Origin of the sequence: Inquilinus ginsengisoli, from assembly GCF_031453975.1 — a bacterium.
Lineage (GTDB): Bacteria > Pseudomonadota > Alphaproteobacteria > DSM-16000 > Inquilinaceae > Inquilinus > Inquilinus ginsengisoli_A.
The window spans coordinates 478,002-501,416 of the sequence record NZ_JAVDPW010000006.1; the positions used below are offsets into that span (position 1 = coordinate 478,002).

The window sequence follows — 23,415 nt, forward strand, 5'->3', positions numbered from 1 at the left end:
GTAAGCTGGTTTGCAAGCGCTTGCAAATCGAGTCGGCATGGCTAGGATTCGATAGGGGCGGCGGCAATCCGCCCGGCATGGGGAGGCCCGCATGGGGAGGATGCAATGACCGGGATGCTGCGCATCGGCCTGATCGGCGCCGGCTACATGGGCAAGGCGCACAGCATCGGCTTCCAGATGGTGCGGACCGCCTTCGCGCCGCCGCTGATCCCGGTCTGCGAGATGATCAGCAGCACCACGGCCGAGGGCGCGGCCGGCCATGCCGCGGCCTGGGGCTGGAACCGGTCGACCGCGGATTGGCGGGCGCTGGTCGCCGACCCCGCGGTCGACGCCGTGATCATCGCCACGCCGCCGCGCACCCATCTGGCGATGGCGACCGCGGCGCTGCGGCTGGGCAAACCGGTGTTCTGCGAGAAGCCGCTGGGCTGCGACCCGGCCGAATCGCGGGCGCTGGTCGAGGCGGCGGAGGCGGCCGGCGTCGCCACCATGGTCGGCTTCAACTACATCCGCACCCCGGCCAGCCAGCTGGCCAAGCAGATCATCGAGGCCGGTGAGATCGGCGACGTCATCCAGGTCACCGCCGAGCATGTCGAGGACTACCTGCACGACCCGAAGGCGCCGGCGTCCTGGCGCACCCGGATCGCCACGGGGACCGAGGCCGGGGCGCTGGGCGACGTCGCGCCGCACATCGTCAACGCCTGCCTGCGCCTGGTCGGGCCGATCGAGTCGCTGGTCGCCGACCTCAACACGGTGCGGGCGACGCGGCCCGGCCCGCAAAGCGAGGAGCGAGTGGAGAATGACGACCAGGGCCAGATGCTGCTGCGCTTCGCCAATGGTGCCACCGGGTCGCTCAGCTTCAGCCGCGTCGCCGCCGGGCGGAAGATGGGCTACACCTACCGCATCACCGGCACCCGCGGCGCCCTGGCCTTCGACCAGGAGAACCAGAACGAGCTGTGGCTGTACGATTCGGCGCGGCCGGCTTCGCGCCAGGGCTTCCAGCGGCTGCTGACCGGGCCGGCGCACCCGGACTACCTCGCCTTCAACCAGGGCGTCGGCCACGGCACCGGCTACAACGAGCAGATCGCGATCGAGGCGCGCGACTTCCTGCAGGCGGTGGCGACCGGCCAGCCGGTGTGGCCGACTTTCCGCGACGGCTGGGAGGTCGACCGCGTCACCGCCGCGGCCCTGCGCTCCGCCCGTGACCGCGCCTGGGTGCGGATCGCCGACGTCTGAGGCATCAGACGCGCAGCCGCGACCGTGCGGTCGGCGACAGCAGCGCGACCTCGGGCGCCCGGACCAGATGTGGCAGCAGCGCCGCGGCGAAGCCGGGCATGCGGGCGAGGACGGCAGCGTGGCGTTCATAGGCCGCCCGGTCGGGGAAGCGCGAGAACCAGACGAAGACCCGGGTGTCCTCGCGCACCGGCAGGGCCGGGAAGGTGTTCTCGCTGTGCTCGCTGACGAAGATCGCCAGGATCGGCACGCCGGCCTCGTGCAGCATAGCGACCAGATCGGTGTCGAACACCGTCATGAATCCGGCCTCGGCTGCCGGGTGAAGATGCCAGGTGGTGGCGACCACGATGCCGCCCGGGGCTGCGGTGCTGCCCTGGGGCGGGCGGCCGGGCCCGAGCGGGAAGCCCGATTCCGGATGGGCCGGGCGCAGCAGCAGGACATCGTCCGAATCGATCATGGTGGCGTTGGCGGCCGCGCGGTTCGCCTGCCACACCGGCCCGCCATAGAAGGCCTGCAGCGCCGCCGCCCGTGACGGCATGTCGGCGAAGCCGCGCAGCCAGACGAACTGGTCGGGCGCGTCGAGGTCGCGGAACTGGCCGATGAGGGTCATCCCGGTGGCCTCCTGGCTTTCCAGGAACTCCCGTTCGAACAGGTCGATCAGCACGTCGCGCCGGCCGGGATGCAGCGTGTAGCGCCGCAACTCGACGATCGGGCTGAGGGTCCGAACCATCACCTGCTGCCCGTTGTCCTGCATGATCGCCTCCCAGTTCATTTAAAACAGACCGGTTGTCCGGTTCTAAAACAGACTGATTGTCCGGTTGAGTCAATATGCTACCCTCCGGCCATGGCAAAGACATCGGCAGAGCCCAAGCGCAGCTACGATCCCGAGGGCATGCGGCGACGGCTGTTGGACGTGGCGGCGGAGGCGTTCCAGTCGCGCGGCTACCAGGGCACCGGCATGCACGAGATCATGCGCATCGCCGGGACCACGGGCGGGGCGCTGTACCATCATTTCCCGACCAAGAAGGCGCTGGGGCTGGCGGTGATCCGGGACCGGGTGGCGCAGGAGGTCGAGGAGACCTGGTGTGCCCCGGTCCGGTCGGCGCCGGATGCGCTGGAGGGCATTGCCGCGGTCTTCGCCGGGATCGCCGAGGGGCTGGAGCGGCGCGGCGCGGTCTCCGGCTGCCCGCTCAACAACCTGGTGCTGGAGCTGTCGCTGGCGGATCCGGAGTTCCGGCTGGCGATGCAGGCGCTGTTCGAGGCCTGGCGGGCCGCGATCGCCGAGCGGCTGCGCGCCGACCAGCACTCGGGCCGGCTGGCGGCGGCGGATCCGGACGATCTCGCCACCTTCGTCGTCGCCGCCTATTCCGGGGCGATGGCGCTGGCCAAGGCAGAGCAGAGCGCGGCGCCGCTCAGGGTCTGTGCCCGGCAGCTGATGCAGGTTCTGGAAGGGCTGCGGGTGGCCTGACCTACAGGCTGCCGCGCTCCACCAGGGCGATCTCGAACAGCCGGCTCCGCAACTCGTGGGCGGGATCGGCGAGGCGGGCGGCGATCTCGCCGATGGCGTGGCGCACCATCTCGGCCATCGGCTGGCGGATCGTGGTCAGGCTGTAGCCGGGCCAGGCGGCCAGCTTCATGTCGTCGAAGCCGACCACGCCGATCTCCTCCGGCACCCGCACACTCCGCTCGCGGCAGGCGTCGAGCGCGCCGAGGGCGAGGATGTCGTCGCCGCAGAACACCGCATCGGGCCGATGGGCGTCGAGCAGCGCGTGCATCGCCCGCCGGCCGTGCTCATGCGAATAGTCGCCGGCGTAGTCCACGGCCACAGGCTGCAGGCCGGCCCCGGCCAGTTCCTGGGCGAAGCCGGCGGCGCGGTCGATCGACGACGCATCCGACGGCGCGCCGCCGAGGAAGGCCAGGCGCCGCAGCCCGCGCGCCAGCATCGCCTGCGCCGCCAGGCGGCCGCCGGCGACATTGTCGACCGTCACCACCGGCACCGGCGCATCGGTCCCGGCCCGGCCGAACACATGCACCACCGGCAGCCCGGCCCGGGCGCAGGAGGCGGCGAAGCCCTCCGGCGGCGCCGAGGTGGCGATCAGCACGGCGTCGACATTGTATTGCAGCATCATGTCGAGCGCGGCCGCGGCGTGGCCATCCTCCGACAGGTTGGCGATCAGCGGCCGCAGCCCGCGACGCTGCAGCTCCCGCGTGAACAGGTCGAACACGTCCATGAAGGCGGGGTTGGCGAAATGGGTCGAGACCAGCCCGACCAGCTCGGTCCGGCCGGTCATCAGGCTGCGCGCCAGCTGGTTGGGGCGGTAGCCCAGCGCCTCGGCCGCCGCCAGCACCCGGGCCCGCATCCGGGGCGAAACGCTGGCGTGTTTGGTGAAGGTGCGCGAGACGGCGGAGATCGACACGCCGGCCGCATCCGCGACCTGCTGCGCCGTCGCCCGTTCGACGCCGCCAAACGGGCGCGGCCCGGCACGGCCAGTCATGGCGTGCCGGGCCGCGTGATGGCGAGCCCTGGCTGGTGAGGCCGCAGGTTACGAATAGGTCCGCAGCAGCCCGACCAGGCGGCCCTGGATGCGGACCCGGTCCGACGGCAGGAAGCGGGTCTCGTAGGCCGGGTTGGCGGCTTCCAGCCCGACCGATGCGCCCTTGCGCCGCAGCCGCTTCAGCGTGACCTCGTTGTCGTCGACCAGGGCGACGATGATCACGCCGGCGTCGGCGGTGTCGCAGCGGCGGATGATGACGGTGTCGCCGTCCAGGATGCCGGCCTCGACCATGCTGTCGCCGGCGACTTCGAGCGCGTAGTGCTCACCCGGGCCGAGCAGCGAGGCCGGCACCTGGGCGAAGTTGTGCTCCTGCAGCGCCTCGATCGGCATGCCGGCGGCGATCCGGCCGTAGAGCGGCAGGCGGACGCCGTGCTCGGCATTGACCAGATCGGCGCGCTCCAGCTTGCGGCCGGGCAGGGGCGTGTCGCTGCGCAGCGGCCGGAAGGGGACGACATTGTCGTCGTCGGTCGCCGCCGGGGCGTCGGTCTTGAGGCAGTCGGGAAGGCGAAGCACCTCGAGCGCCCGGGCCCGATGCGGCAGGCGGCGAATAAAGCCGCGCTCTTCGAGGCCGGTGATCAGTCGATGGATGCCCGACTTCGACTTGAGACTGAGGGCGTCCTTCATCTCGTCGAAGGAAGGACTGACGCCGTCCGCCTCCAGGCGGCGATGAACGAACAACAGCAGCTCCTGTTGCTTACGCGTCAGCAAGGCATCCTCCGTTTTCAGGGCCGCGGTGCGGCCGAATCCCTGGAAACACGATAGGAGGAACAAAACAAAAACACAAGGCGCTAACTTTGTCGCACCCGACTCTTTACTTCCTCGCAACAATCGCCGGGTCAGATCCCGTCCGTGAACAGCACCGCCTCGACCGCATCGCCGCGCGCCGCCGCCGGCGCCAGCGGCGGCCGGATCACCAGCCCGTCGGCGGCCGCCAGCAGCGACAGCATCGAGCTGTCCTGGGCCGGGAACGGGGTGGCGACCAGGCCGTTTTCGGTGCGCTCGATCCGCGCCCGCAAGTAATCCTCGCGCCGATCATTGGCCGGCAGGTCGCGGCCCAAAGTCGCCGCGATCCGGTCGTCCGGGAGCGCCGCGCCCTGCAGCGCCAGGATCGCCGGGCGCAGGAACAGCCAGCCGCAGACCATGGTCGAAACCGGGTTGCCGGGCAGGCCCAGCATCGGGGTGTCGTCGAGCCGGCCGAACATCAGCGGCTTGCCCGGCCGCATCGCGATCGTCCAGAAGTCGAGCGCCAGGCCGCGCCCGCCCAGCACCGAACGGATCAGGTCGTGGTCGCCGACCGAGGCGCCGCCGGTGGTGACGACCAGGTCGGCGCCGCGCGCCCCGGCCGCCAGCGCGGTCAGCGACTCGGCATCGTCGCGGGCGATGCCGAGATCGATCGGCTGGCCGCCGCAGCTGCGGACCAGGGCGGCGAGGGCGTGGCTGTTGGAGCTGACGATCTGGCTCGGCCCCAGCGCCTCGCCCGGCATCACGATCTCGTCGCCGGTCGCCAGGATCGCCACCCGCGGCCGGCGGCGGACGCGCAGCCAGGGATGGTTGGTCGAGGCGGCGATGCCGATGTCGCGCGCGGTCAGGCGCCGGCCGGGCTGCAGCAGGGTGTCGCCGGCGCGGAAGTCCAGCCCGGCCTTGCGGACATAGCGGCCGGCACCGGCGCCCTCGCGGATGGTGACCGAATCGCCTGATGCGTCGGCATCCTCCTGGATCACCACCGCGTCGGCGCCCGCGGGCAGCGGCGCGCCGGTGAAGATGCGGACGCATTGGCCCGGCCCGACCGTGCCCTCGAAGCGGCCGCCGGCCGGCACCCGGCCGATCTCGCGCAGCGTCGCCGGCACCGTGGCGACGTCGGTGGCGCGCACCGCCCAGCCATCCATGGCGGAGACGTCGAGCGGCGGCTGGGTCAGCCGCGCCACGACCGGCTCGGCCAGGATCCGGCCCAGGCCCTCGGGCAACGGCACGGTCTCGGCCGGCAGGGCCTGGAAGGCGGAGAGGATGCGGGCGCGGGCCTCGGCGACCGGGATCATGGCGCGGCCTCATAGATGCCCGACCGCCCGCCGGATTTGTGCAGCAGGCGCAGGTCGGTGACCACCATGCCACGGTCGACCGCCTTGCACATGTCGTAGACGGTCAGGGCGGCGACTGAGGCGGCGGTCAGCGCCTCCATCTCGACTCCGGTGCGGTGGGTGACCTTGACCGTGGCCTCGATCTCGACCCGGCTGTGCTCCGCATCGCAGCGCAGCGCCAGCTCGACGCTGGACAGCGGCAGCGGGTGGCACAGCGGGATCAGGTCGGCGGTGCGCTTGGCGGCCATGATGCCGGCGATGCGGGCGATGCCCAGCACGTCGCCCTTGGCGTGGCCGCCGGCGGCGATCAGCGCCAGCGTCTCCGGTTTCATCTCGACCCGGCAGCCGGCACGCGCCACCCGGACCGTCGCCTCCTTGTCCGAGACATCGACCATGCGCGCCTGCCCGGCGGCGTCGAAATGGGTGAGGTCGCTCATGCGGCGGAGGATCTCGCCTCCGGCGTCAGCAGCGCGCGGGTGGCGGCGGCGACGTCGTCGTGGCGCATCAGGCTTTCGCCGATCAGGAAGGTGGTGGCGCCCACCCGGGCCATGCGGGCCAGGTCGGCCGGGGTGAACAGCCCGCTCTCGGACACCATCAGCCGGTCCCGCGGCACCTGGGCCGCCAGCGCCTCGGTGGTGGCGAGGTCGACCTGCAGGGTCTTGAGGTTCCGGTTGTTGATGCCGAGCAGCGGCGACCGCAGCTTCAGCGCCCGCTCCAGCTCCGCCGCATCATGCACCTCGACCAGCACGTCCATGCCGTTGTCGATCGCGGCCTGCTCCAGCTCCTGCGCGGTGGCGTCGTCCAGCGCCGCCATGATCAGCAGGATGCAGTCGGCGCCCAGCGCCCGGGCCTCGTCGATCTGGTAGCGATCGACCATGAAGTCCTTGCGCAGCACCGGCAGCTCGACCGCATTGCGCGCGGCGGTCAGATACTCGTCGGCGCCCTGGAAATAGGGCACGTCGGTCAGCACCGACAGGCAGGTGGCGCCGCCGTCGCGATAGGCGCGGGCGAGGGCGGGCGGGTCGAAATCCGGGCGGATCAGCCCCTTGGACGGCGAGGCCTTCTTGATCTCGGCGATCAGGCCGGTGCGGCCTTCGGACTGTGCCCGGCGCAGCGCCGCCAGGAAACCGCGCGGCGGGGCGGCGCGGTCGGCGAGATCCGCCAGCCGGCGAATCTCGGCCGGCGGCACCGCCGCCTTGCGCTGTTCGATGTGCCGACGCTTGTCGGCGACGATGCGTGTCAGCGTGTCACTCATGATTCCTAACCCTTGGCCGGGCCCTGGGTTGTGATCCGGGCCAGCCGTTCGAGCACATGGGCGGCCGTCCCATCGTCGATGATGCGCGCCGCGAGGTCGGCACCATCGGCCAGAGTGGTGACCTTGTCGGCAACGATGAAGGCCGCAGCGGCGTTCAGCCGCACGATGTCGCGATAGGCCCCGTGGGCGCCGCCCAGAACCGCGCGCAGCGCCGCGGCGTTGGTCTCGGGGTCGCCGCCCTTGAGGTCCTCGGGTTTGGATCGGGGCAGCCCGGCATCCTCCGGCGTCACCGTCAGGCGCCGGACCTGGCCGCCGCGCAGCTCGGCGACCGAGGTCGGGCCGGTGGTGGTCAGCTCATCCAGCCCGTCGCTGCCATGCACCACCCAGGCGACGTCGCTGCCGAGCTGGAGCAGGGCCTCGGCCACCGGGGCGACCCAGGCCTCGGCGAAGACGCCGAGCAGCTGGCGCTTCACCCCGGCCGGGTTGGCCAGCGGACCGAGCAGGTTGAAGATGGTGCGGGTGCCGAGCTCCTGCCGCGCCGGGCCGACATGGCGCATGGCGCTGTGGTACAGCGGCGCGAACAGGAAGCCGATATTGGCGTCCCACAATGCCTCGCGCATCACCTCCGGCGTCGCCTCGACATTGACGCCCAGTTCCGCCAGCACGTTGGCGGCGCCGGTCAGGCTCGATGCGGCGCGGTTGCCGTGCTTGGCCACCGGCACGCCGGCCCCGGCCAGGACGAAGGAGACGGCGGTCGAGACGTTGAACGACCCGGAACTGTCGCCGCCGGTGCCGCAGCAGTCGATGGCGCCCTCCGGCGCGTCGATGGTCACCGCCTTGTCGCGCATCACCCGCGCGGCGGCGGCGATCTCCTCCGGCGTCTCGCCGCGGACCCTGAGGGCCATCAGGAAGCCGCCGATCTGCGCCGGCGTGGCCTCGCCGGACATGATGATCTCGAAGGCGGCGCGGGCATCGGCCGCGTTCAGCGGCTGGCCCAGCGCGGCCTTGGCGAGGAACGGTCGCATCTCGGTCGTCATGCCGCGTTCCGCCGTTCGGCGATGGCCAGGAAGTTCTGCAGGATCTTGTGGCCGAACTGCGAGGCGATGCTCTCCGGGTGGAACTGGACGCCATGGATCGGCAGCGTCTTGTGCTGCAGCGCCATGATCACCCCGTCCGCGGTCCAGGCCGTGGCCTCCAGGCTGTCCGGCATGCTGTCGGGCGCGATGGTCAGCGAATGGTAGCGGGTGGCCTCGAAATTGTCCGGCAGCCCGGCGAGGACGCCGCCGCCATGGTGGTGCACCGGGCTGATCTTGCCGTGCATCGGCACCGGCGCCCGGACGATCCGGCCGCCGAAGACCTGGCCGATCGCCTGGTGGCCCAGGCAGACGCCGAACACCGGCACCCGGCCGGCGGCGGCGCGGATCAGGTCCATGCAGATGCCGGCCTGGTCGGGGTCGCGCGGGCCGGGCGAGATGACGATGCCGTCGGGCCGCAGCGCCAGCGCCTCGTCGACGGTCAGCGCATCGTTGCGCCGGACATCGGTGTCGGCCCCGAGTTCGCCGAGGTAATGCACCAGGTTGTAGGTGAAGCTGTCGTAGTTATCGATCAGCAGAAGCATCGATTTCGCCCTTTCGAGGCATGGGTATGGGGAGGGGGCGGCGGACGCGATCCGGCCGGCCTCACCATCGATGCGGCAGAGCATGGCGCTGGTCGCGATGCTGCTGCGAAAGGGTGCGTTCTCTAGACATGTCCCATCGGCCGATTGCCGCTGCGCGGTCGGTTGGCGAAGCGTACCGCATCTTCGGCGGCGCGCACCAGCGCCCGCGCCTTGTTGCGGGTTTCCTGGTACTCGCCCTCGGGGTCGCTGTCGGCGACGACGCCGCCGCCGGCCTGGATGTACAGGGTGTCGTCCTTCACCACCGCGGTGCGCAGGGCGATGCAGGTGTCCATGTCGCCATTGGCGCCGAAATAGCCCATCGCCCCGGCATAGACGCCGCGCCGCGCCACCTCCAGCTCGTCGATGATCTCCATCGCCCGGACCTTGGGTGCGCCGCTGGTGGTGCCGGCCGGGAAGCCGGCGGACAGGGCGGCGATGGCGTCATGCTCCGGCCCGATGCGGCCGACCACGTTGGAGACGATGTGCATGACGTGGGAGTAGCGCTCGATGATGAAGCGGTCGGTGACCTTGACCGAGCCGATCTGCGCCACGCGGCCGACATCGTTGCGGCCGAGGTCGAGCAGCATCAGGTGCTCGGCCCGCTCCTTCGGGTCGGCCAGCAAATCCTGTTCCAGCGCCACATCCTCCTCCGGCGTGGCGCCCCGGGGGCGGGTGCCGGCGATCGGCCGGATGGTGACCTCGCCGTCGCGCAGCCGCACCAGGATCTCCGGGCTCGACCCGACCACGGCGAAGTCCCGGAAGTTCTGGAACACCAGGAAGGGCGAAGGATTCAACCGACGCAGCGCCCGGTACAACGCGAAGGGGGGCAGGGTGAAGGGCAGGGCGAAGCGCTGCGACAGCACCACCTGGAAGATATCGCCGGCGCGGATGTACTCCTTCGCCCGCTCCACCACCGCGTGGTACTCCTCCCGCGTCATGTTCGAGGTCGGCTCCGGCAGGGCCGGCAGCACGCCCTCGGCCGCGGCCTCGCGGTGCGACAGGCTGGATTCGAAGCCGGCAACCACGTTGGACAACCGCTCGCACGCCGCCTCATGCGCCTTCTCCGCCGTCACCGCCGGGTCGGGGAAGACCGGGGTGACGATGGTGACGACGTCGGCGATGGTGTCGAACACGCAGACGATGGTCGGCCGGATCATGATCGAATCCGGCACGCCCAGCGTGTCCGGATTGGTGTCGGGCAGCGTTTCCATCTGCCGGACCATGTCGTAGCCGAGATAGCCGAACAGCCCGGCGGCCAGCGGCGGGAAGCCGCGCGGCAGGTCGATGCGCGATTCCGCGATCAGCGCCCGCAGGCTGTCCAGCGGCTTGGCGGCGACCGGGGTGTAGCTGTCGAGGTCGGCCAGCGCCTTGCGGTTGATCTCGACCGTGTCGCCGCGGCAGCGCCAGATTAGGTCGGGGCGCAGCCCGATGGCGCTGTAGCGGCCGCGGATGGCGCCGCCCTCGACCGATTCGAGCAGGAAGGAATAGGGCTCGTCGCCGGCCAGCTTCAGCATGGCCGAGACCGGGGTGTCGAGGTCGGACACCAGGCGGGTCCAGACCACCTGCGGCTTTCCGGAGCGATAGATGTCGGCGAAGGCTTCGAACGCCGTGGAGTCCGGCATGTCGGTTACCTCAGATGAGAGTCCATGGGATGGGGGCGGAAGGGAACGGCGCCGATGCGGCGCCATCGCTCCCCGCCCTTGTCCCGGGCCCTGATCACCGACAGGCCGACCACGCGCGTCATTCCTCGTATTTCAGCCGGGCGAGCACCGACTGGTCGATGCTGACGCCGTAGCGGTCGCGCAGCACCTGGTCGAGGCCGGCGCCGATGTCGCCGGCAAGGCTGCGCCGCAGGTCCTGGCTCACCGCCGCCTCGGCGGTGGCGTCGGGCTTGGCCGGGTCGATCCGGGTCAGCCGGGCGACGACGCGGCCGCCCGGGGTTTCCGCCGTGGCGGTGCCGCCGACCTTGGCCGTGAACAGGTCGCGCACCAGCGGGGCGGGCAGGGCGCCGGCATTGCTGGCGTCGCGCAGCAGCGGCTGGGTCTCGGCATACTGGCCGCCGACCGCCTTGGCGACGTCGACTGCGGCCTCGCCGGCTTGCAGCCGCTTCTCGATGTCGGTGGCCAGCGTCGCGGTCGCCTCGGCCTGCTTCTGCTCGGTCCAGGCGGCGGCGACCTCGTCGCGGACCTTGGCCAGCGGCTCGGTGGTCGGCGGCAGGATGCTCTCGACCCGGACGATGACGGAGATCTTGTTGTCGATCGCGGTCATCGGGCTGGCATCGCCCTGCTGCAGCCCGAAAGCGGTGGTCAGGATCTGCGCCTGGCCCGGCAGCACCGCCAGCGGCGTGCCGCTCTGGGTCGACCCGTCCTTGGCCACCGCCGGCACCGTGGTTACGGTGAAGCCGAACTCCTGCGCCGCCTTGTCGATGGCGACGCCGTCGGCCAGCGCGTCCTCGAACTTGTTCGCGGTCTCATACAGGGCGTCGGCCGCCTTGCTCTGGCGCAGCGCCGTCTCGATCTCGGGCCGTGCCTCCTCGAACGGCACGGTGCGCGCCGCCTGGGTGCCGGTCAGCACCAGCACGTGCCAGCCGAAGGGCGACTGCACCGGATCGGTGGCCTGGCCCTGCTGCAGGGCGAAGCCCGGCTCGGCCAGCGCCGCGACCGGCATGTTGGCCTTGGCGGTGAAGTCGACCGGGACCAGCGTGACCGAGGCGTTGCCCGCCTCGTCCACCGCCTGCTGCACCGGCTTGCCGCCGCGCACCGCGGCCACGATCTGGGCGGCCAGTTCCTTGGTCGGCGCGATCACCTGGTCGAACTTGCGCAGCTCCGGCTTCTCGTAGTTGGCCTGGTTCTTCTCGTAATAGGTCCGCGCCTCGTCCTCCGACACCGCCGCGCCCTTGCCGAAATCGTCGGCGTTCAGGATCACCACGCTCAGCGTGCGGTATTCCGGCGACTGGAACTTGTCGCCATGGTCCTTGTGGTAGGCTTCGAGATCGGCCGCGGTCGGCTGCGGCACGCGGGTCTGGTCGGCGTTGCGCAGCGTGATGGTCTCGGCCACCCGGGTCTCGCGGCGGTAGCGGGTGATCGGGTCGACCAGGGCCTTCGGCGGCTCGGCGCCGACGAACAGGGCCCGCAGCACCTGCTGCTGCGCCATCTGGCTGCGCTGCGAGGCGATGAAGCCGGCCTCGTTCAGGCCGCTGCCCTGCAGCGCCTGCAGGAAGATGTCGCGGCTGAACTGGTTGGTCGCCGGGTCCTTGAACCGCGGATCGACGCGCACGGCGTCGGCCACGACATCCTGCGGCACGACATAGCCGAGGTCGCGAGCGAACTGGGCGTAGAGCAGGGAGGAGATCTGCGAGTCCAGCACCTGCTGGACCAGGCCGAACTGCTGGGCCACGGCCAGCGGAATGCGCTGGGCCTGGGCCACGTTGCGGAACTGGGCGTCGACCTGCTGCAGCGGAATGGTCTGGTCGCCCACCGTGGCGACGGTGTCGGTCTGCCCCCGGTTGCGGAAAATATCCCCGACGCCCCAGATCGCGAAGCTCAGGATCAGCAGGACAAACAGCACCTTGACGACGATGGAGCCTGCCTTATGGCGAAGAATCTGGAGCATGACGACCGTTGAACGAGGGCAAGGCCGCGCCGGGGTCCCCGGGCGGTTGGGCCGCGCATCATAGGTGCGGCCTTGCCATGCAGCAACGAAGGAGTCGCTGTGGCGTCGCGGCCTGCGGATTGGTAGATGAAAGGGACCTTCAGGGACTGGGCGGAGACACGGGGATGGCGCGCAAGCTGATCGCGGGCAACTGGAAGATGAACCTGCTGCGCGACGAGGGCACGGCGCTGGCCCGCGACCTCGCCCTGCGGCTGGCGCGCACCGTCGATCCCGCCTTCGACCTGCTGATCTGCCCGCCGGCGACCATCATCGCGCCGATCGCCGCGGCGGTGGCGGGCAGCGGCCTGCTGGTCGGCGGCCAGGACTGCCATAGTGCTCCAAGCGGCGCCCACACCGGCGATATCGCGGCGCGGATGCTGGCCGATCTCGGCTGCAGCCACGTCATCGTCGGCCATTCCGAGCGCCGCCAGGATCATGGCGAGATCGACCTCATGGTCGCCGAGAAGGCCCGCGCGGCGCAGGCCGAGGGCATGGTCGCGATCATCTGCATCGGCGAGACCGAGGCAGAGCGCAACGCGGGCCGGGCGCCGCAGATCTGCAGCCGCCAGATCGCGGGGTCGCTGCCGCGCGGCGCCACCGCCGAGAACACGGTGATCGCCTATGAGCCGATCTGGGCGATCGGCACCGGGCGGACCCCGACGGCGGCCGAGGTGGCGGACACCCATGCCCATATCCGGGCGATGCTGGCCGTCCATGTCCCGGCCGAGGCGGCGGGAATCCGCATCCTCTACGGCGGCTCGGTCAAGCCGTCCAACGCGGCCGAGCTGCTGAGCCTGGCCAATGTCGACGGCGCCCTGGTCGGCGGCGCCAGCCTGAAGGCGGATGATTTCTGGGCCATCGCCCAGGCCATCGCAAAATAGCCCAGCATCGGCGTTGCATAGGGCGGGGGCCGTGGTTATAGTCCGGCCCGCTCGCCACCCGGCACCTGTCCGGCGGCGACCACGGTCGGAGCGTAGCGCAGCCTGGTAGCGCACTTGCATGGGGTGCAAGGGGTCGGGAGTTCGAATCTCCCCGCTCCGACCAATCTTCCCCCGGTCTGGTTTCACCAGCCGCCAAGCCCCCAAGCGAAGGGCCCGATCCGCGCCATGCTCGTCGCCTTCGATTGGGGAACCTCCTCGCTTCGCGCCTGGCTGCTCGATGCCACTGGCGCCATCCGGGACGAGGCCTCGGCGCCGCTCGGCATCCTCAAGGTCCCCGGCGGCGATTTCGACGCGGTGTTCCGGCAGGTCGCCGGCGCCTGGATCGAATCCGGCGCCACCGCCGCCATCGCCTCCGGCATGATCGGCAGCCGCCAGGGCTGGGCCGAGGCGCCCTATGCCGGCTGCCCGGCCGACGAGGCCGCGCTGGTCGCCGGGCTGATCACGGTTCCGACCTCGCTGCCGGTGCCGCTGCGAATCGTCCCCGGCGTCAGCCGCATCGATGCCGACGGCATCCCCGACGTGATGCGCGGCGAGGAAACCCAGATCATCGGCGACGCGCCGTCGACCGGCCGCCGCCTCTACGTCCTGCCCGGCACCCACAGCAAATGGGCGCTGGCGGAGGATGGCCGCATCACCTGGTTCGCCAGCTCGATGACCGGCGAGACCTTCGCCGTGCTGGCCGAACACAGCATCCTCGGCCGGCTGATGGATGGCCGCGCCCACGACCCGGCCGCCTTCCGCCGCGGCCTGGGCGTCGGCGCCACATCAGGTGGAGGCCTGCTGCGCCGGCTGTTCAGCGCCCGCACCCTCGGCCTGTTCGGCGAGCTCGACTCCAAGGCGATCGGCGCCTACCTCTCCGGCCTGCTGATCGGGGCCGAGGTGGCGGATGCCCGGGCGACCGTGGCCGCCGCCACCGGCGCCGCACCTGATTCGGTGACCATCGTCGGCGGCGCCGAGCTGTCGGCACGCTATGCCGAGGCGATCGACGCGGCCGGCCTGTCCAGCCGCATCGCCCCGGCCGACACCACGGTCAAGGGGCTGTGGCGCATCGCCAAGCAAGCGGAGCTGGTGTGACATGAGCGTTTCCCTGCACGACGCCCTCGCGGGCCTGCCGCTGGTCGCCATCCTCCGCGGGGTGAAGCCGGACGAGGTCGCGGGCATCGGCGCCGCCCTGGTCGAGGCCGGGTTCCGCTGCATCGAGGTGCCGCTGAACTCGCCGCAGCCCTTCGACAGCATCCGCATCCTGGCCGACCGGTTCGGACAGCAGGCGCTGATCGGCGCCGGCACGGTGCTGCAGCGCGAGGACGTCGCCCGGGTCAAGGCGGCGGGCGGGCGGCTGATCGTGATGCCGCATGCCGATGTCGACATCATCGCCGAGGCCAAGCGGCAGGATCTGGTCTGTGCCCCCGGCGCCGCGACCCCGACCGAGGCCTTCGCCGCCCTGAAGGCCGGGGCCGACGCGGTCAAGCTGTTCCCGGCCGAGGCGATCCCGCCCGGCGTGGTCAAGGCCTGGCGCGCGGTGGTTCCCGCCGCAGTGCCGCTGATCGCGGTCGGCGGCATCACCCCGGACCGGATGGCGGCCTATCGCGACGCCGGCACCACCGGCTTCGGCCTGGGCTCGGCGCTGTACAAGCCGGGCATGACCGCCGCCGATGTCGCCGCCACCGCTGCCGCCTTCGCCAGCGCCTGGCGGGCGCTCAAGGGCTGACCGGCCCATCCCTTACCCCCAATTGCCGACCGTGACACGGGACCGGCCGCCGTCTATGACCGTGGCACGAGCGACGGGTGAGGGAATCAGCGCGTGGTGCAGGACGGGGGCGTTCAGGCCGGGGCCGAGCGGCCGGGCTTCATCCGCCGGCAGTACGACCGGCTGATCCGGGCGGCGCACGGGCCGCGGGCGCAGTGGACGCTGTTCGGCGTGTCCTTCGCGGAAAGCTCGTTCTTCCCGATCCCGCCCGACGTGGTGCTGATCCCGATGATGCTCGCCAATCCGCGGCGGGCATGGTGGCTGGCGGGGCTGTGCACCGTGGCCTCGGTGCTGGGCGGCCTGGTCGGCTACGCCATCGGCTATTTCCTGTTCGCGACGGTCGGGTCCTGGCTGATCAACCTCTACGGGCTGCAGTCCGGCTTCCACGAGTTCCAGCAGAAATACGCGGAATGGGGCAGCTGGATCATCCTGGCCAAGGGGGTGACGCCGATCCCCTACAAGCTGGTGACGATCACCAGCGGCGTGGCGCAGTTCCCGCTGGGCCTGTTCATCCTGTCCTCGATCGCCTCGCGCGGCCTGCGCTTCTTCCTGATCGCGGTGCTGATGCGGGTCTATGGCGACAAGGTCCGCTTCTATCTCGAGAAGTACCTGAACTGGGCCTTCTGGGGCTTCCTGGTCCTGGTCGCGCTCGGCTTCGCGGTGATGACGCAGATCTGACCCGCTGCGTCCTGAGCCGCGGGCAAGGGGGAGCCACCGGACATGTCCGTGCAAGCCATCCTGCTTCCGGTGTTCGTCCAGGTCCTGCTGATCTTCCTGCTGGCGCTGTGGATGCTGCAGGTGCGCGCCGCGGCGCTGCGTGGCGGCGACGTCGATCCCCGCGACATCGTCCTCGGCCGGGCGGCCTGGCCGGAGCGGGCCATCCTGGTCTCGAACAGCTTCCACAACCAGCTGCAGCTGCCGTTCCTGTTCTTCGTGCTGGTGATCCTGGCGATGATGACCCGGAAGGCGGACCTGCTGTTCGTGGTGATGTCCTGGGCGTTCGTGGCGTCGCGGATCCTGCACATCGCGGTCCACACCGGATCGACCAACCTCAGCCGCCGCTTCGGCGCCTTCGCCATCGGCTTCGTGCTGCTGCTGGCGATGTGGGTGATCTTCGCCCTGCGCATTCTGCTGGCGGGAATCGAGCCGATGTGACGGGGGCGCCGCTATTCCTGACCGATCGATCGGTCAATAGCGGCCCAGGATCCGAAACCTATCTGTATTATTGTTCGGCAAAACGCACGGGTGCTAACCTTCCCCCTTCGAACAAGCGAAGGGGGAAACGATGGCGTTTGTGTCTCGAGCCGCGATACTCGCGGCGGCGATCGGTGTCGGCTTGTCGGGACCGGCCTTGGCCCAGGACACCGCGACCCAGGCGAAGGCGGAGATCCAGCGGGTGCGGGACAGCGCCGGCTTCAAGGCCGCCGTGCAGCACATCGACCAGGGCTACGACTCCTACATCGCGGAAGGGATCAGGCTGGTCGAGATCCCGGCGCCGCCCTTCAAGGAGGGGGTGCGGGCCAAGGCCTTCGCCGAGCTGCTCCGCGGCGCCGGGCTGGCCGATGTCGAGATCGATGAGGAGGGCAATGTCCTCGGCCTGCGCAAGGGCACCGGCGGCGGCGACCGCGTCGTCGTGGTGTCGGCCCATCTCGACACCGTGTTTCCGGAAGGCACGGACGTCACCGTGCGGCGCGAGGGCACCAAACTGAGGGCCCCCGGCGTCAGCGACGACACCTTCAGCCTGGCGGCGATCCTCGCCTATATCCGCGCCATGGATTCGGCCGGGATCAGGCACAAGGCTAACATCCTGTTCGTCGGCACGGTGGGCGAGGAGGGGCTGGGCGACCTGCGCGGCGTCCGCCACCTCTTCACCAAGGGCCAGTACAAGAATCGGATCGACGCCTTCTTCTCGATCGAGGGCGGGTCGGCCGACACCTTCACCAGTTCCGGCGTCGGCTCCAAGCGCTACCGGGTCACCTACAAGGGCCCGGGCGGCCACAGCTTCGGCGCCTTCGGCCTGGTCAACCCCAGCTACGCCATGGCCGAGGCGATCACGCTGCTGGCCCGCACCCAGGTCCCGGCCGACCCGAAGGTGACCTACAATGTCGGCGTGGTGTCGGGCGGCACCTCGGTCAACTCGATCCCGGTCGAGACCTCGATGGAGGTCGACATGCGTTCCGGCGACAGCAAGGGGCTGGGCCGGGTGGAGCAGCGGCTGCTGGCCGTCATCGCACAGGCGGCGGAGACCGAGAACGCCGCCCGGTCGACCAAGGAGGGCGAGATCACGGTGGAGAAGACGGTGATCGGCGACCGTCCGGCGGGCGCCATCGCCGAGACCGAACTGCTGTTCCAGCTGGCCAAGGCCTCGATCGAGACGGCGGGCTACGAGTTCAAGGGCCCGCGCGAGGCCTCGAACGATTCGAACATCCCCTGGAGCCTCGGCATCCCGGCGGTGACCCTGGGCAAGAACGGTCCGGGCCAGAGCGGCCGGTCGCATTCGCTCGACGAATGGATGGACATCGAGCAGGCGCCGATGGTGAAGGGCATGGCCACCAGCCTGGCGACGATCCTGGCGACGGCGAAGATGGAATGATCTGCTGAGCTGCCAGCCTGGTGGGCGGCCGGCTGGGGCAGCCCCTGATCATCCCCCCATGCCCCGTAGCAGGGCATGGGGGGTGATCAGCGGTACGAGGCGTCGTCCGGGCTGATGTCCTTCGCTGCATTGTCAGGCATCAAAGGATGAAATCGCCCTCGAACAACTTGTGGTCGGAGAAGACGTGGATGGCCGAATCCGCCTGTTTGTCGCCGGTTGTATCGATCAGGACGGTTTGGCCGCCAGTGGGATTGACCACGACCCGAATCTCGCCAGCCGTTCCGGTGAAAGCGCCGGTGCCGAAGCGGAGATGGCCCAGGGACGAGAGATCGATCCAGTCGAGGATCGTGAAATCCAGGATCGTATCCTGGCCCGCCGCCGCCACAGTGCTGTCACTGATCGACAGATAGGCGAAGATGTCGGTCCCGGGTCCGCCGTTCAGCCGGTCCGCGCCGGCACCGCCAATCAGGGCATCATTGCCGCCGACTCCGTAGAGGTCGTCCGCTCCGGCTTGGCCATAGAGAACATTGGTGCCGGTATCGCCGAGGATCTGATCATTGAAATCGGATCCCACCACATTCTCGATCCAGAACAGCCGGTCGCCTGCGGCATCACCCCCTTGGCCGTCACCGCTTTGCAGATAGACGACCACTTTAGAGCTGGATCCGGCATAGCTGACGAAGTCCTCGCCGGCACCGCCGTCGAGCCTATCGGCGCCGGCGCCGCCGACCAGGGTGTCATCGCCGTCCCCTGCGTAGATCTGGTCGGAGCCTGCCCCTCCGTTCAGCCAGTTGGCCGCGCCGGTGCCCGAAATGGTGTCGTTGAAAACAGATCCTTCGACGTCCTCGATCCAATACAGCCGGTCGCCCTCGGCATCTCCGTGCAACCCGGTCCCCGCCAGCAGGTTGATCTGCACGTATGAACTGGAGTTGCGATAGCTGGCCAGATCAAAGCCGCCGCCACCATCGATCAGGTCGGCACCGGCGCCGCCGATCAGGAAATCGTCGCCGTCGCCGCCATATAGCCGGTCCGCGCCTGCCTCGGCGCTCAGCCAGTTGCCGACGCCGCTGCCGGCGATCATGTCATCGAAGGCAGTTCCCGCGACATCCTCGATGCTGATCAGGATATCGCCTTCGGCGTCGCCATGGTGGCCAATGCCATTCACGAGTGTGATCTCGACATAGCTGTCGCCCGAGCGATAGCTGGCGAAGTCCTCGCCGGCACCGCCATCGAGCCTATCGACGCCGGCACCACCGATCAAGGCATCGTCGCCGAGCAAGCCATACAGGCTGTCGGCACCGGCCTCGCCATACAGCCAATTGTCGCCATTGCTGCCGACGATGACATCGTTGAAGACGGATCCATCGACATCTTCGATCCAGCGCAGCTGGTCGCCCTCGGCGTCGCCGTGCCCGCCGATTCCATCCCGCAGACTGATCGCCACATAGGTGGAGGACGTGAAATAGCCGACGGCGTCGAGGCCGTTGCCGCCATCGAGCAGGTCGGCGCCGGTGCCCCCGATCAGGAAATCGTCGCCGTCGCCGCCGTACAACCGGTCCGCACCTGCCGCGCCGTTCAACCAATTGTCGGCGCCGCTCGCGGCAATTGTGTCGTTGAACGCCGATCCCAGGACATCCTCGATGTTGGCCAAGGTGTCGCCTTGCGCATCGCCGTGCCGGCCGAGCCCGCTCAGCAGGTCGATCTCGACAAAGCTGCCGGATGTGCGATAGCTGGCGAGATCCTCGCCGGCGCCGCCGTCGAGCGCATCGGCACCGGCACCACCCAACAGGGCGTCATCGCCGGCCATGCCAGACAGGCGATCTTCCCCGCCCCAGCCATACAGCCAGTTGTCGGTGCTGTTTCCGACGAGGACATCGTTGAAAGCGGACCCTTCGACATCCTCGATGCGATAGAGAACATCACCCTGCGCATCGCCATGCTGGCCGATCCCGGCCACATTCCGCAGGTCGACCGTCACATAGATGCTGGAGTCGGCATAGCTGGCAAGGTCGAAGCCGTCGCCGCCGTCGAGGCGGTCCGCGCCGGTCCCGCCGGTCAGGATATCATCGCCACCGTTGCCGAAGAGGCTGTCGTTGCCTCCCAGGCCCGACAGTTCGTCATCGCCATTCCCGCCTGACACCGTATCGTTGCCGTCAGTCGGCTTGGCTGCTGCGGCCGTATCGCGGTCTGCCAATCCGGAATCCGTGGATTCCGATTCCCTGAACATGATCATTGATAGAATTCCCCCTGAGCGCTCAATTTTTATTTAGTAAGGCAATTATGCCTAGAATACGGCGATCGCCAATATCGATTCTATCCCCGTTCCCGATCGCCGCTCGCGGCCAGAAATCGATCAATCCGCGTCGGCACGGGCGCCCGCCGATGCCGGCGGGCCGGCCTGAGCCGTTGCGGAAGGTCACAGCGGCTGTTGACCGTTATCGATCCGGCCGCGGTGATGGAGCACGCCGCCCGGTCCACCAAAAGGGCGAGATCACGGTGGTGAAGGGCGACGGCTTGCGGTGGCTCGACACCGGATGAAGACAATCGTCTTCTTCTCGTCCGGACCTCGCTGCGGCGGAAATGCTATCCGTCAGATAGAATCTCCAATTCCACAAAGGGGGGAGCACGCCATGACCGACGCAATCAGGTTGCCGGCAGATTCGGAGAGGCGTTCACAGCTCGGGCGGTCGCTCCATCGCGGCCTGCTGATGTCCCTCCTCGCCGCGGCATCGCTGTGGCCGGCCGGCGTCTTTGCCGCCGACCGCGACGAATTCTTCTGGCTCGGGGAAATCAACAAGGCGACCGCCGTCATCAACACCGACGAGGGCCTGCTCGACAAGCAGCTGACGCCGGGAATCGCGGCGGCCCTCGCCAAGGTCATCGCGGACGGAGACAAGAAGGGTGCCAAGCGGCCCAGCAGCGTGATCACCTTCGAGCCGCTGCTGATCGAAGCCGGCGGCATGGATGTGACGCTGCTGCACGCCGGGCGCTCCAGCCAGGACATGCACGCCACCTACCGCGCGGCGATCCTGCGCGACGATATGCTGGACCTGGCCGAGCAGCTCAACCTCACGGCCACGACGCTGGTCGACCTGGCGGCCGAGCATGCCGACACCATCGTCCCCAACTACACCAACGGCGTCGCCGCGCAGCCGAACAGCTTCGGCCACTACCTGCTCGGCCATGCCGCCGGGTTGGCGCGGGACGCCGAGCGCATCCGCCAGGCCTATGCGCGCATCGACCGGTCGGCGATGGGCACGACGGTGCTCAACGGCACCGGCTGGCCGCTGAACCGCCAGCGCATGGCCGATTATCTCGGCTTCGCGCAGCTGGTCGACAACGCCTATGACGCGTCCCAGATCTCCTCGATGGACGAACCGGTCGAGGTCGGGGCGGTGGTCACGGCGATCGCTCTGCACACCGGCAATTTCGTCGAAGACATCATGACGCAATATGCCGGGTCGCGGCCCTGGATCCTGCTGGAGGAGGGCGGCGACAACACCTATGTGTCGAGCGCGATGCCGCAGAAGCGCAACCCGGGCCTGCTCAACTCGACCCGCAGCGATGCCTCGACGGCGATCACGCTGGCGCTCGGGCCGGTGATCCAGACCCACAACATCACACCGGGCATGCCGGACCCGAAGGACGTCGACCAGAACACGGCGATGGTCGCCGCCGGCATCAAGACGCTGAAGGATCTCGACCGCGTGCTGAAGGCCCTGGTGATCAACCGCGACCGGGCGCTGGAGGAGCTGAACAGCGACTGGACGGCCTCGCAGGAGCTGGCCGACATCTTGATGCGCAAGTACAGCGTGCCGTTCCGCGAGGGCCACCATTTCGCGTCGGAGCTGGTGGATTACGCCAAGCAGAACGCCATCAAGCCGCTGGATTTCCCCTATGCCGAGGCGCAGCGCATCTATGCCGAGGCCGTGGCCGGCACGAAGTATCCGCAGGCGCTGCCGATGGCCGAGGCGGAGTTCCGCGCCGCCCTCGACCCGGTGGCGATCGTGAAGGCGCGCAGCACGAGCGGTGGGCCGCAGCCCGCGGAAATGGAGCGCATGATCGCCAAGGCCAGAGCGCAGCTCGCGGACCAGGATGCCTGGATCAAGGAGCGGCGGGGCGTCATCGACGCCGCCCTGGCCAGGCTCGACGGGGATTTCGCCAAGCTGGTGCCGTGACGGGCAGGGGGTGTAACGGGGATGGCCGCAGTCCAGGCGGTGGGCTGGGAGTTCAAGGGGCCGCGCGAGGCCTCGAACGATTCGAACATCCCGTGGAGCCTCGGCATCCCGGCTGTGACGCTGGGCAAGAACGACCGGGCCAGGACCGCCGGCCGCACTTGCTGGACGAATGGATGGACATCGAGCGGGCGCTGATGGTGAAGGGCATGGCGGCGATCCTGGCAACGGCGAAGATGGAGTGATCTGTACTTGCTGAACTGCCAGCCGTCTGCCATGCCTGCGCGGACGGCTGGCTCCAATAGCATCGATACAATCGTATGATCTCGGCATCGATGAGGTAATGCCGATTGAATTTCGTTATATTGAAAGTTAGTGTAGATTTAATAAATGAAGCAAATTTCCTATAGTATAATGAAATTAGGAGCCTTTAGATGGGTACAATCAGGATTCAGACAATTCCATTGCCAGCGATACGGAGACTAAAATTCAGGATCGCGGACGCTAAAAGATTGATCGAGATCCATGAGGAATGTACCGGAAGAGAGCCGGGGAGGCGCCATGGATACGATGCATTGAATCGAAGTACCGTAATACTTTCAGTCGCAGCTTGGGAAGGCTTCGTTGAGGAATTATTGGAGGGAGCTGTTGGGTATATGGCGCGAAATGTAAGGGGGCCATCTTCTATACCGAAAAACGTTCGAGATATGATGATTTCTTTCCTTTATGAAAGAAATGGTTGGTCAAAATTGAAAGATTCAACCAAATCCGAAATTTGGTCTTTAACCGGTAACGGATGGCGCAGTAACTACATATCCTTTGCAAAAAGTCGTATTTCTTCTTTGAATACACCAAATCATGCGAACGTAAAGAAGTTGTATTCCTCAGTGATCGGGGTTCCTAATTGTTCCGAATTTTGGAATTATGGAAGATGGTCTTCCGAAAGATATATAGAAAAACTTGAAGAACTCATGAATATGAGACATAGAATAGCGCATGGATCGATTGGCAAGGATACGGTAGGGAAAACTTTTGCTAAAAATGCAATATCGCTAATCGAATTTATTTCCGAGAAAACCGATCGATCTGTAAAAAATCACGTCAGATCAATTGTTTATCCGCCAAAGACTATTTCAAATTAGGATTGATGGAATTATAATCAGCATTTTGGGGAATGGATTTAAGGGAAATAAGCTAACCATCGTTGGCTCTTACTTCAGAAACTCATCCAGCGCGTCGTGGTCCGGGTCCGTCTTAGCCCGCTCCACGGCAGCGAAGATCACATCGACCGTATCAGCCGTGCGGTGCCTCCGCCGGGCAGCCGCCCTCAGCCAGTCATAGTGCTCGGCCGACATCAGCACGGACTCACGCCGGCCGTGGCGGGTGATCTCGACCGGCTCGCGTTGCGCCTGACGTTGGAACTCGCCGAAGCGGCGCTGGAATTCGGAGGTCTCGACGGTGGGCATGGATAGGCATCCTGCCAAGGAATGGTGTTCGACTATACCAGAGATCCAGAATATTGATCCGCCATGGCGA

The 23,415-nt window shown here is 68.3% G+C and carries 23 protein-coding genes and 1 tRNA gene; 12 read left to right on the plus strand and 12 right to left on the minus strand.

From position 1 onward, the window contains the following. The first annotated feature begins 105 nt into the window (after positions 1 to 105). Positions 106 to 1,233, plus strand: a complete 1,128-nt coding sequence (locus E9232_RS19270; RefSeq protein WP_309796461.1) for a Gfo/Idh/MocA family protein — start codon at positions 106 to 108, stop codon at positions 1,231 to 1,233. Positions 1,234 to 1,237: 4 nt separating this feature from the next. Here the strand turns inward: E9232_RS19270 and E9232_RS19275 are convergent, their stop codons facing one another. After that, positions 1,238 to 1,984 (minus strand): NIPSNAP family protein, encoded by a 747-nt coding sequence (locus E9232_RS19275; RefSeq protein ID WP_309796463.1) that lies wholly within the window; start codon positions 1,982 to 1,984, stop codon positions 1,238 to 1,240. A gap of 90 nt (positions 1,985 to 2,074) precedes the next feature. Here E9232_RS19275 and E9232_RS19280 point away from each other — a divergent pair, with 90 nt between their 5' ends. After that, positions 2,075 to 2,698, plus strand: a complete 624-nt coding sequence (locus tag E9232_RS19280) for an LmrA/YxaF family transcription factor (protein ID WP_309796465.1) — start codon at positions 2,075 to 2,077, stop codon at positions 2,696 to 2,698. A gap of 1 nt (position 2,699) precedes the next feature. Here the strand turns inward: E9232_RS19280 and E9232_RS19285 are convergent, their stop codons facing one another. From E9232_RS19285 to E9232_RS19325, 9 genes are all read right to left on the minus strand, one after another. Next, positions 2,700 to 3,725: a LacI family DNA-binding transcriptional regulator gene (locus E9232_RS19285; RefSeq protein WP_309796466.1), complete on the minus strand. Its 1,026-nt coding sequence runs from the start codon at positions 3,723 to 3,725 to the stop codon at positions 2,700 to 2,702. A 48-nt stretch (positions 3,726 to 3,773) separates the two neighbouring features. After that, the gene (lexA, locus tag E9232_RS19290; protein WP_309796468.1) at positions 3,774 to 4,493 is read right to left on the minus strand and encodes a transcriptional repressor LexA; all 720 of its coding nucleotides are present in this window, start codon (positions 4,491 to 4,493) and stop codon (positions 3,774 to 3,776) included. 128 nt (positions 4,494 to 4,621) lie between these two features. Further along, a complete protein-coding gene (locus E9232_RS19295; RefSeq protein ID WP_309796470.1) occupies positions 4,622 to 5,821 on the minus strand; it encodes a molybdopterin molybdotransferase MoeA in 1,200 nt (399 codons plus the stop codon). Next, a complete protein-coding gene (moaC, locus tag E9232_RS19300) occupies positions 5,818 to 6,297 on the minus strand; it encodes a cyclic pyranopterin monophosphate synthase MoaC (protein WP_309796472.1) in 480 nt (159 codons plus the stop codon). The genes E9232_RS19295 and moaC overlap by 4 nt, the downstream gene beginning before the upstream one ends. Then, complete coding sequence (trpC, locus tag E9232_RS19305) at positions 6,294 to 7,115, minus strand: indole-3-glycerol phosphate synthase TrpC (protein ID WP_309796474.1); 822 nt, start codon at positions 7,113 to 7,115, stop codon at positions 6,294 to 6,296. The genes moaC and trpC overlap by 4 nt, the downstream gene beginning before the upstream one ends. Before the next feature lie 5 nt (positions 7,116 to 7,120). Then, entirely contained in the window at positions 7,121 to 8,152 is a 1,032-nt protein-coding gene (trpD, locus tag E9232_RS19310; protein WP_309796476.1) for an anthranilate phosphoribosyltransferase, read from the minus strand. Then, complete coding sequence (locus tag E9232_RS19315) at positions 8,149 to 8,733, minus strand: anthranilate synthase component II (RefSeq protein WP_309796478.1); 585 nt, start codon at positions 8,731 to 8,733, stop codon at positions 8,149 to 8,151. Before E9232_RS19315 ends, trpD begins: the two co-directional genes overlap by 4 nt. Positions 8,734 to 8,855: 122 nt before the next feature. Continuing rightward, on the minus strand, positions 8,856 to 10,394 hold the full coding sequence (gene trpE, locus E9232_RS19320) for an anthranilate synthase component I (protein ID WP_309796479.1): 1,539 nt from the start codon (positions 10,392 to 10,394) through the stop codon (positions 8,856 to 8,858). 118 nt (positions 10,395 to 10,512) lie between these two features. Further along, on the minus strand, positions 10,513 to 12,384 hold the full coding sequence (locus E9232_RS19325; RefSeq protein ID WP_309796481.1) for a peptidyl-prolyl cis-trans isomerase: 1,872 nt from the start codon (positions 12,382 to 12,384) through the stop codon (positions 10,513 to 10,515). Between the two features lie 164 nt (positions 12,385 to 12,548). Between E9232_RS19325 and tpiA the strand changes: the two genes are divergently transcribed. From tpiA to E9232_RS19360, 7 genes are all read left to right on the plus strand, one after another. After that, positions 12,549 to 13,304, plus strand: a complete 756-nt coding sequence (tpiA, locus tag E9232_RS19330; protein WP_309796483.1) for a triose-phosphate isomerase — start codon at positions 12,549 to 12,551, stop codon at positions 13,302 to 13,304. An 86-nt stretch (positions 13,305 to 13,390) separates the two neighbouring features. Beyond that, positions 13,391 to 13,467, plus strand: a tRNA-Pro gene (locus tag E9232_RS19335). A 62-nt stretch (positions 13,468 to 13,529) separates the two neighbouring features. Continuing rightward, positions 13,530 to 14,438: a 2-dehydro-3-deoxygalactonokinase gene (locus tag E9232_RS19340; RefSeq protein WP_309796486.1), complete on the plus strand. Its 909-nt coding sequence runs from the start codon at positions 13,530 to 13,532 to the stop codon at positions 14,436 to 14,438. 1 nt (position 14,439) lies between these two features. Then, positions 14,440 to 15,072 (plus strand): 2-dehydro-3-deoxy-6-phosphogalactonate aldolase, encoded by a 633-nt coding sequence (locus E9232_RS19345; protein ID WP_309796488.1) that lies wholly within the window; start codon positions 14,440 to 14,442, stop codon positions 15,070 to 15,072. A gap of 93 nt (positions 15,073 to 15,165) precedes the next feature. Further along, the gene (locus E9232_RS19350) at positions 15,166 to 15,789 is read left to right on the plus strand and encodes a YqaA family protein (RefSeq protein ID WP_309796490.1); all 624 of its coding nucleotides are present in this window, start codon (positions 15,166 to 15,168) and stop codon (positions 15,787 to 15,789) included. A gap of 42 nt (positions 15,790 to 15,831) precedes the next feature. Then, on the plus strand, positions 15,832 to 16,266 hold the full coding sequence (locus tag E9232_RS19355) for an MAPEG family protein (RefSeq protein ID WP_309796492.1): 435 nt from the start codon (positions 15,832 to 15,834) through the stop codon (positions 16,264 to 16,266). Between the two features lie 196 nt (positions 16,267 to 16,462). Then, entirely contained in the window at positions 16,463 to 17,704 is a 1,242-nt protein-coding gene (locus E9232_RS19360; RefSeq protein WP_309796494.1) for a M20/M25/M40 family metallo-hydrolase, read from the plus strand. 139 nt (positions 17,705 to 17,843) lie between these two features. Here E9232_RS19360 and E9232_RS19365 read toward each other — a convergent pair whose 3' ends face one another. Beyond that, the gene (locus tag E9232_RS19365; protein WP_309796496.1) at positions 17,844 to 19,937 is read right to left on the minus strand and encodes a calcium-binding protein; all 2,094 of its coding nucleotides are present in this window, start codon (positions 19,935 to 19,937) and stop codon (positions 17,844 to 17,846) included. Between the two features lie 397 nt (positions 19,938 to 20,334). Between E9232_RS19365 and E9232_RS19370 the strand changes: the two genes are divergently transcribed. From E9232_RS19370 to E9232_RS19380, 3 genes are all read left to right on the plus strand, one after another. Next, on the plus strand, positions 20,335 to 21,882 hold the full coding sequence (locus E9232_RS19370; protein ID WP_309796498.1) for an argininosuccinate lyase: 1,548 nt from the start codon (positions 20,335 to 20,337) through the stop codon (positions 21,880 to 21,882). Between the two features lie 21 nt (positions 21,883 to 21,903). After that, on the plus strand, positions 21,904 to 22,077 hold the full coding sequence (locus E9232_RS19375) for a hypothetical protein (RefSeq protein WP_309796500.1): 174 nt from the start codon (positions 21,904 to 21,906) through the stop codon (positions 22,075 to 22,077). A gap of 314 nt (positions 22,078 to 22,391) precedes the next feature. Then, entirely contained in the window at positions 22,392 to 23,021 is a 630-nt protein-coding gene (locus E9232_RS19380; RefSeq protein WP_309796502.1) for a HEPN domain-containing protein, read from the plus strand. A gap of 69 nt (positions 23,022 to 23,090) precedes the next feature. On the opposite strand, the gene E9232_RS19385 is transcribed toward E9232_RS19380, so the two are convergent. Further along, positions 23,091 to 23,345, minus strand: coding sequence for a type II toxin-antitoxin system prevent-host-death family antitoxin (locus tag E9232_RS19385; protein WP_309796504.1), 255 nt, complete (start codon positions 23,343 to 23,345; stop codon positions 23,091 to 23,093). Positions 23,346 to 23,415 lie beyond the last annotated feature (70 nt).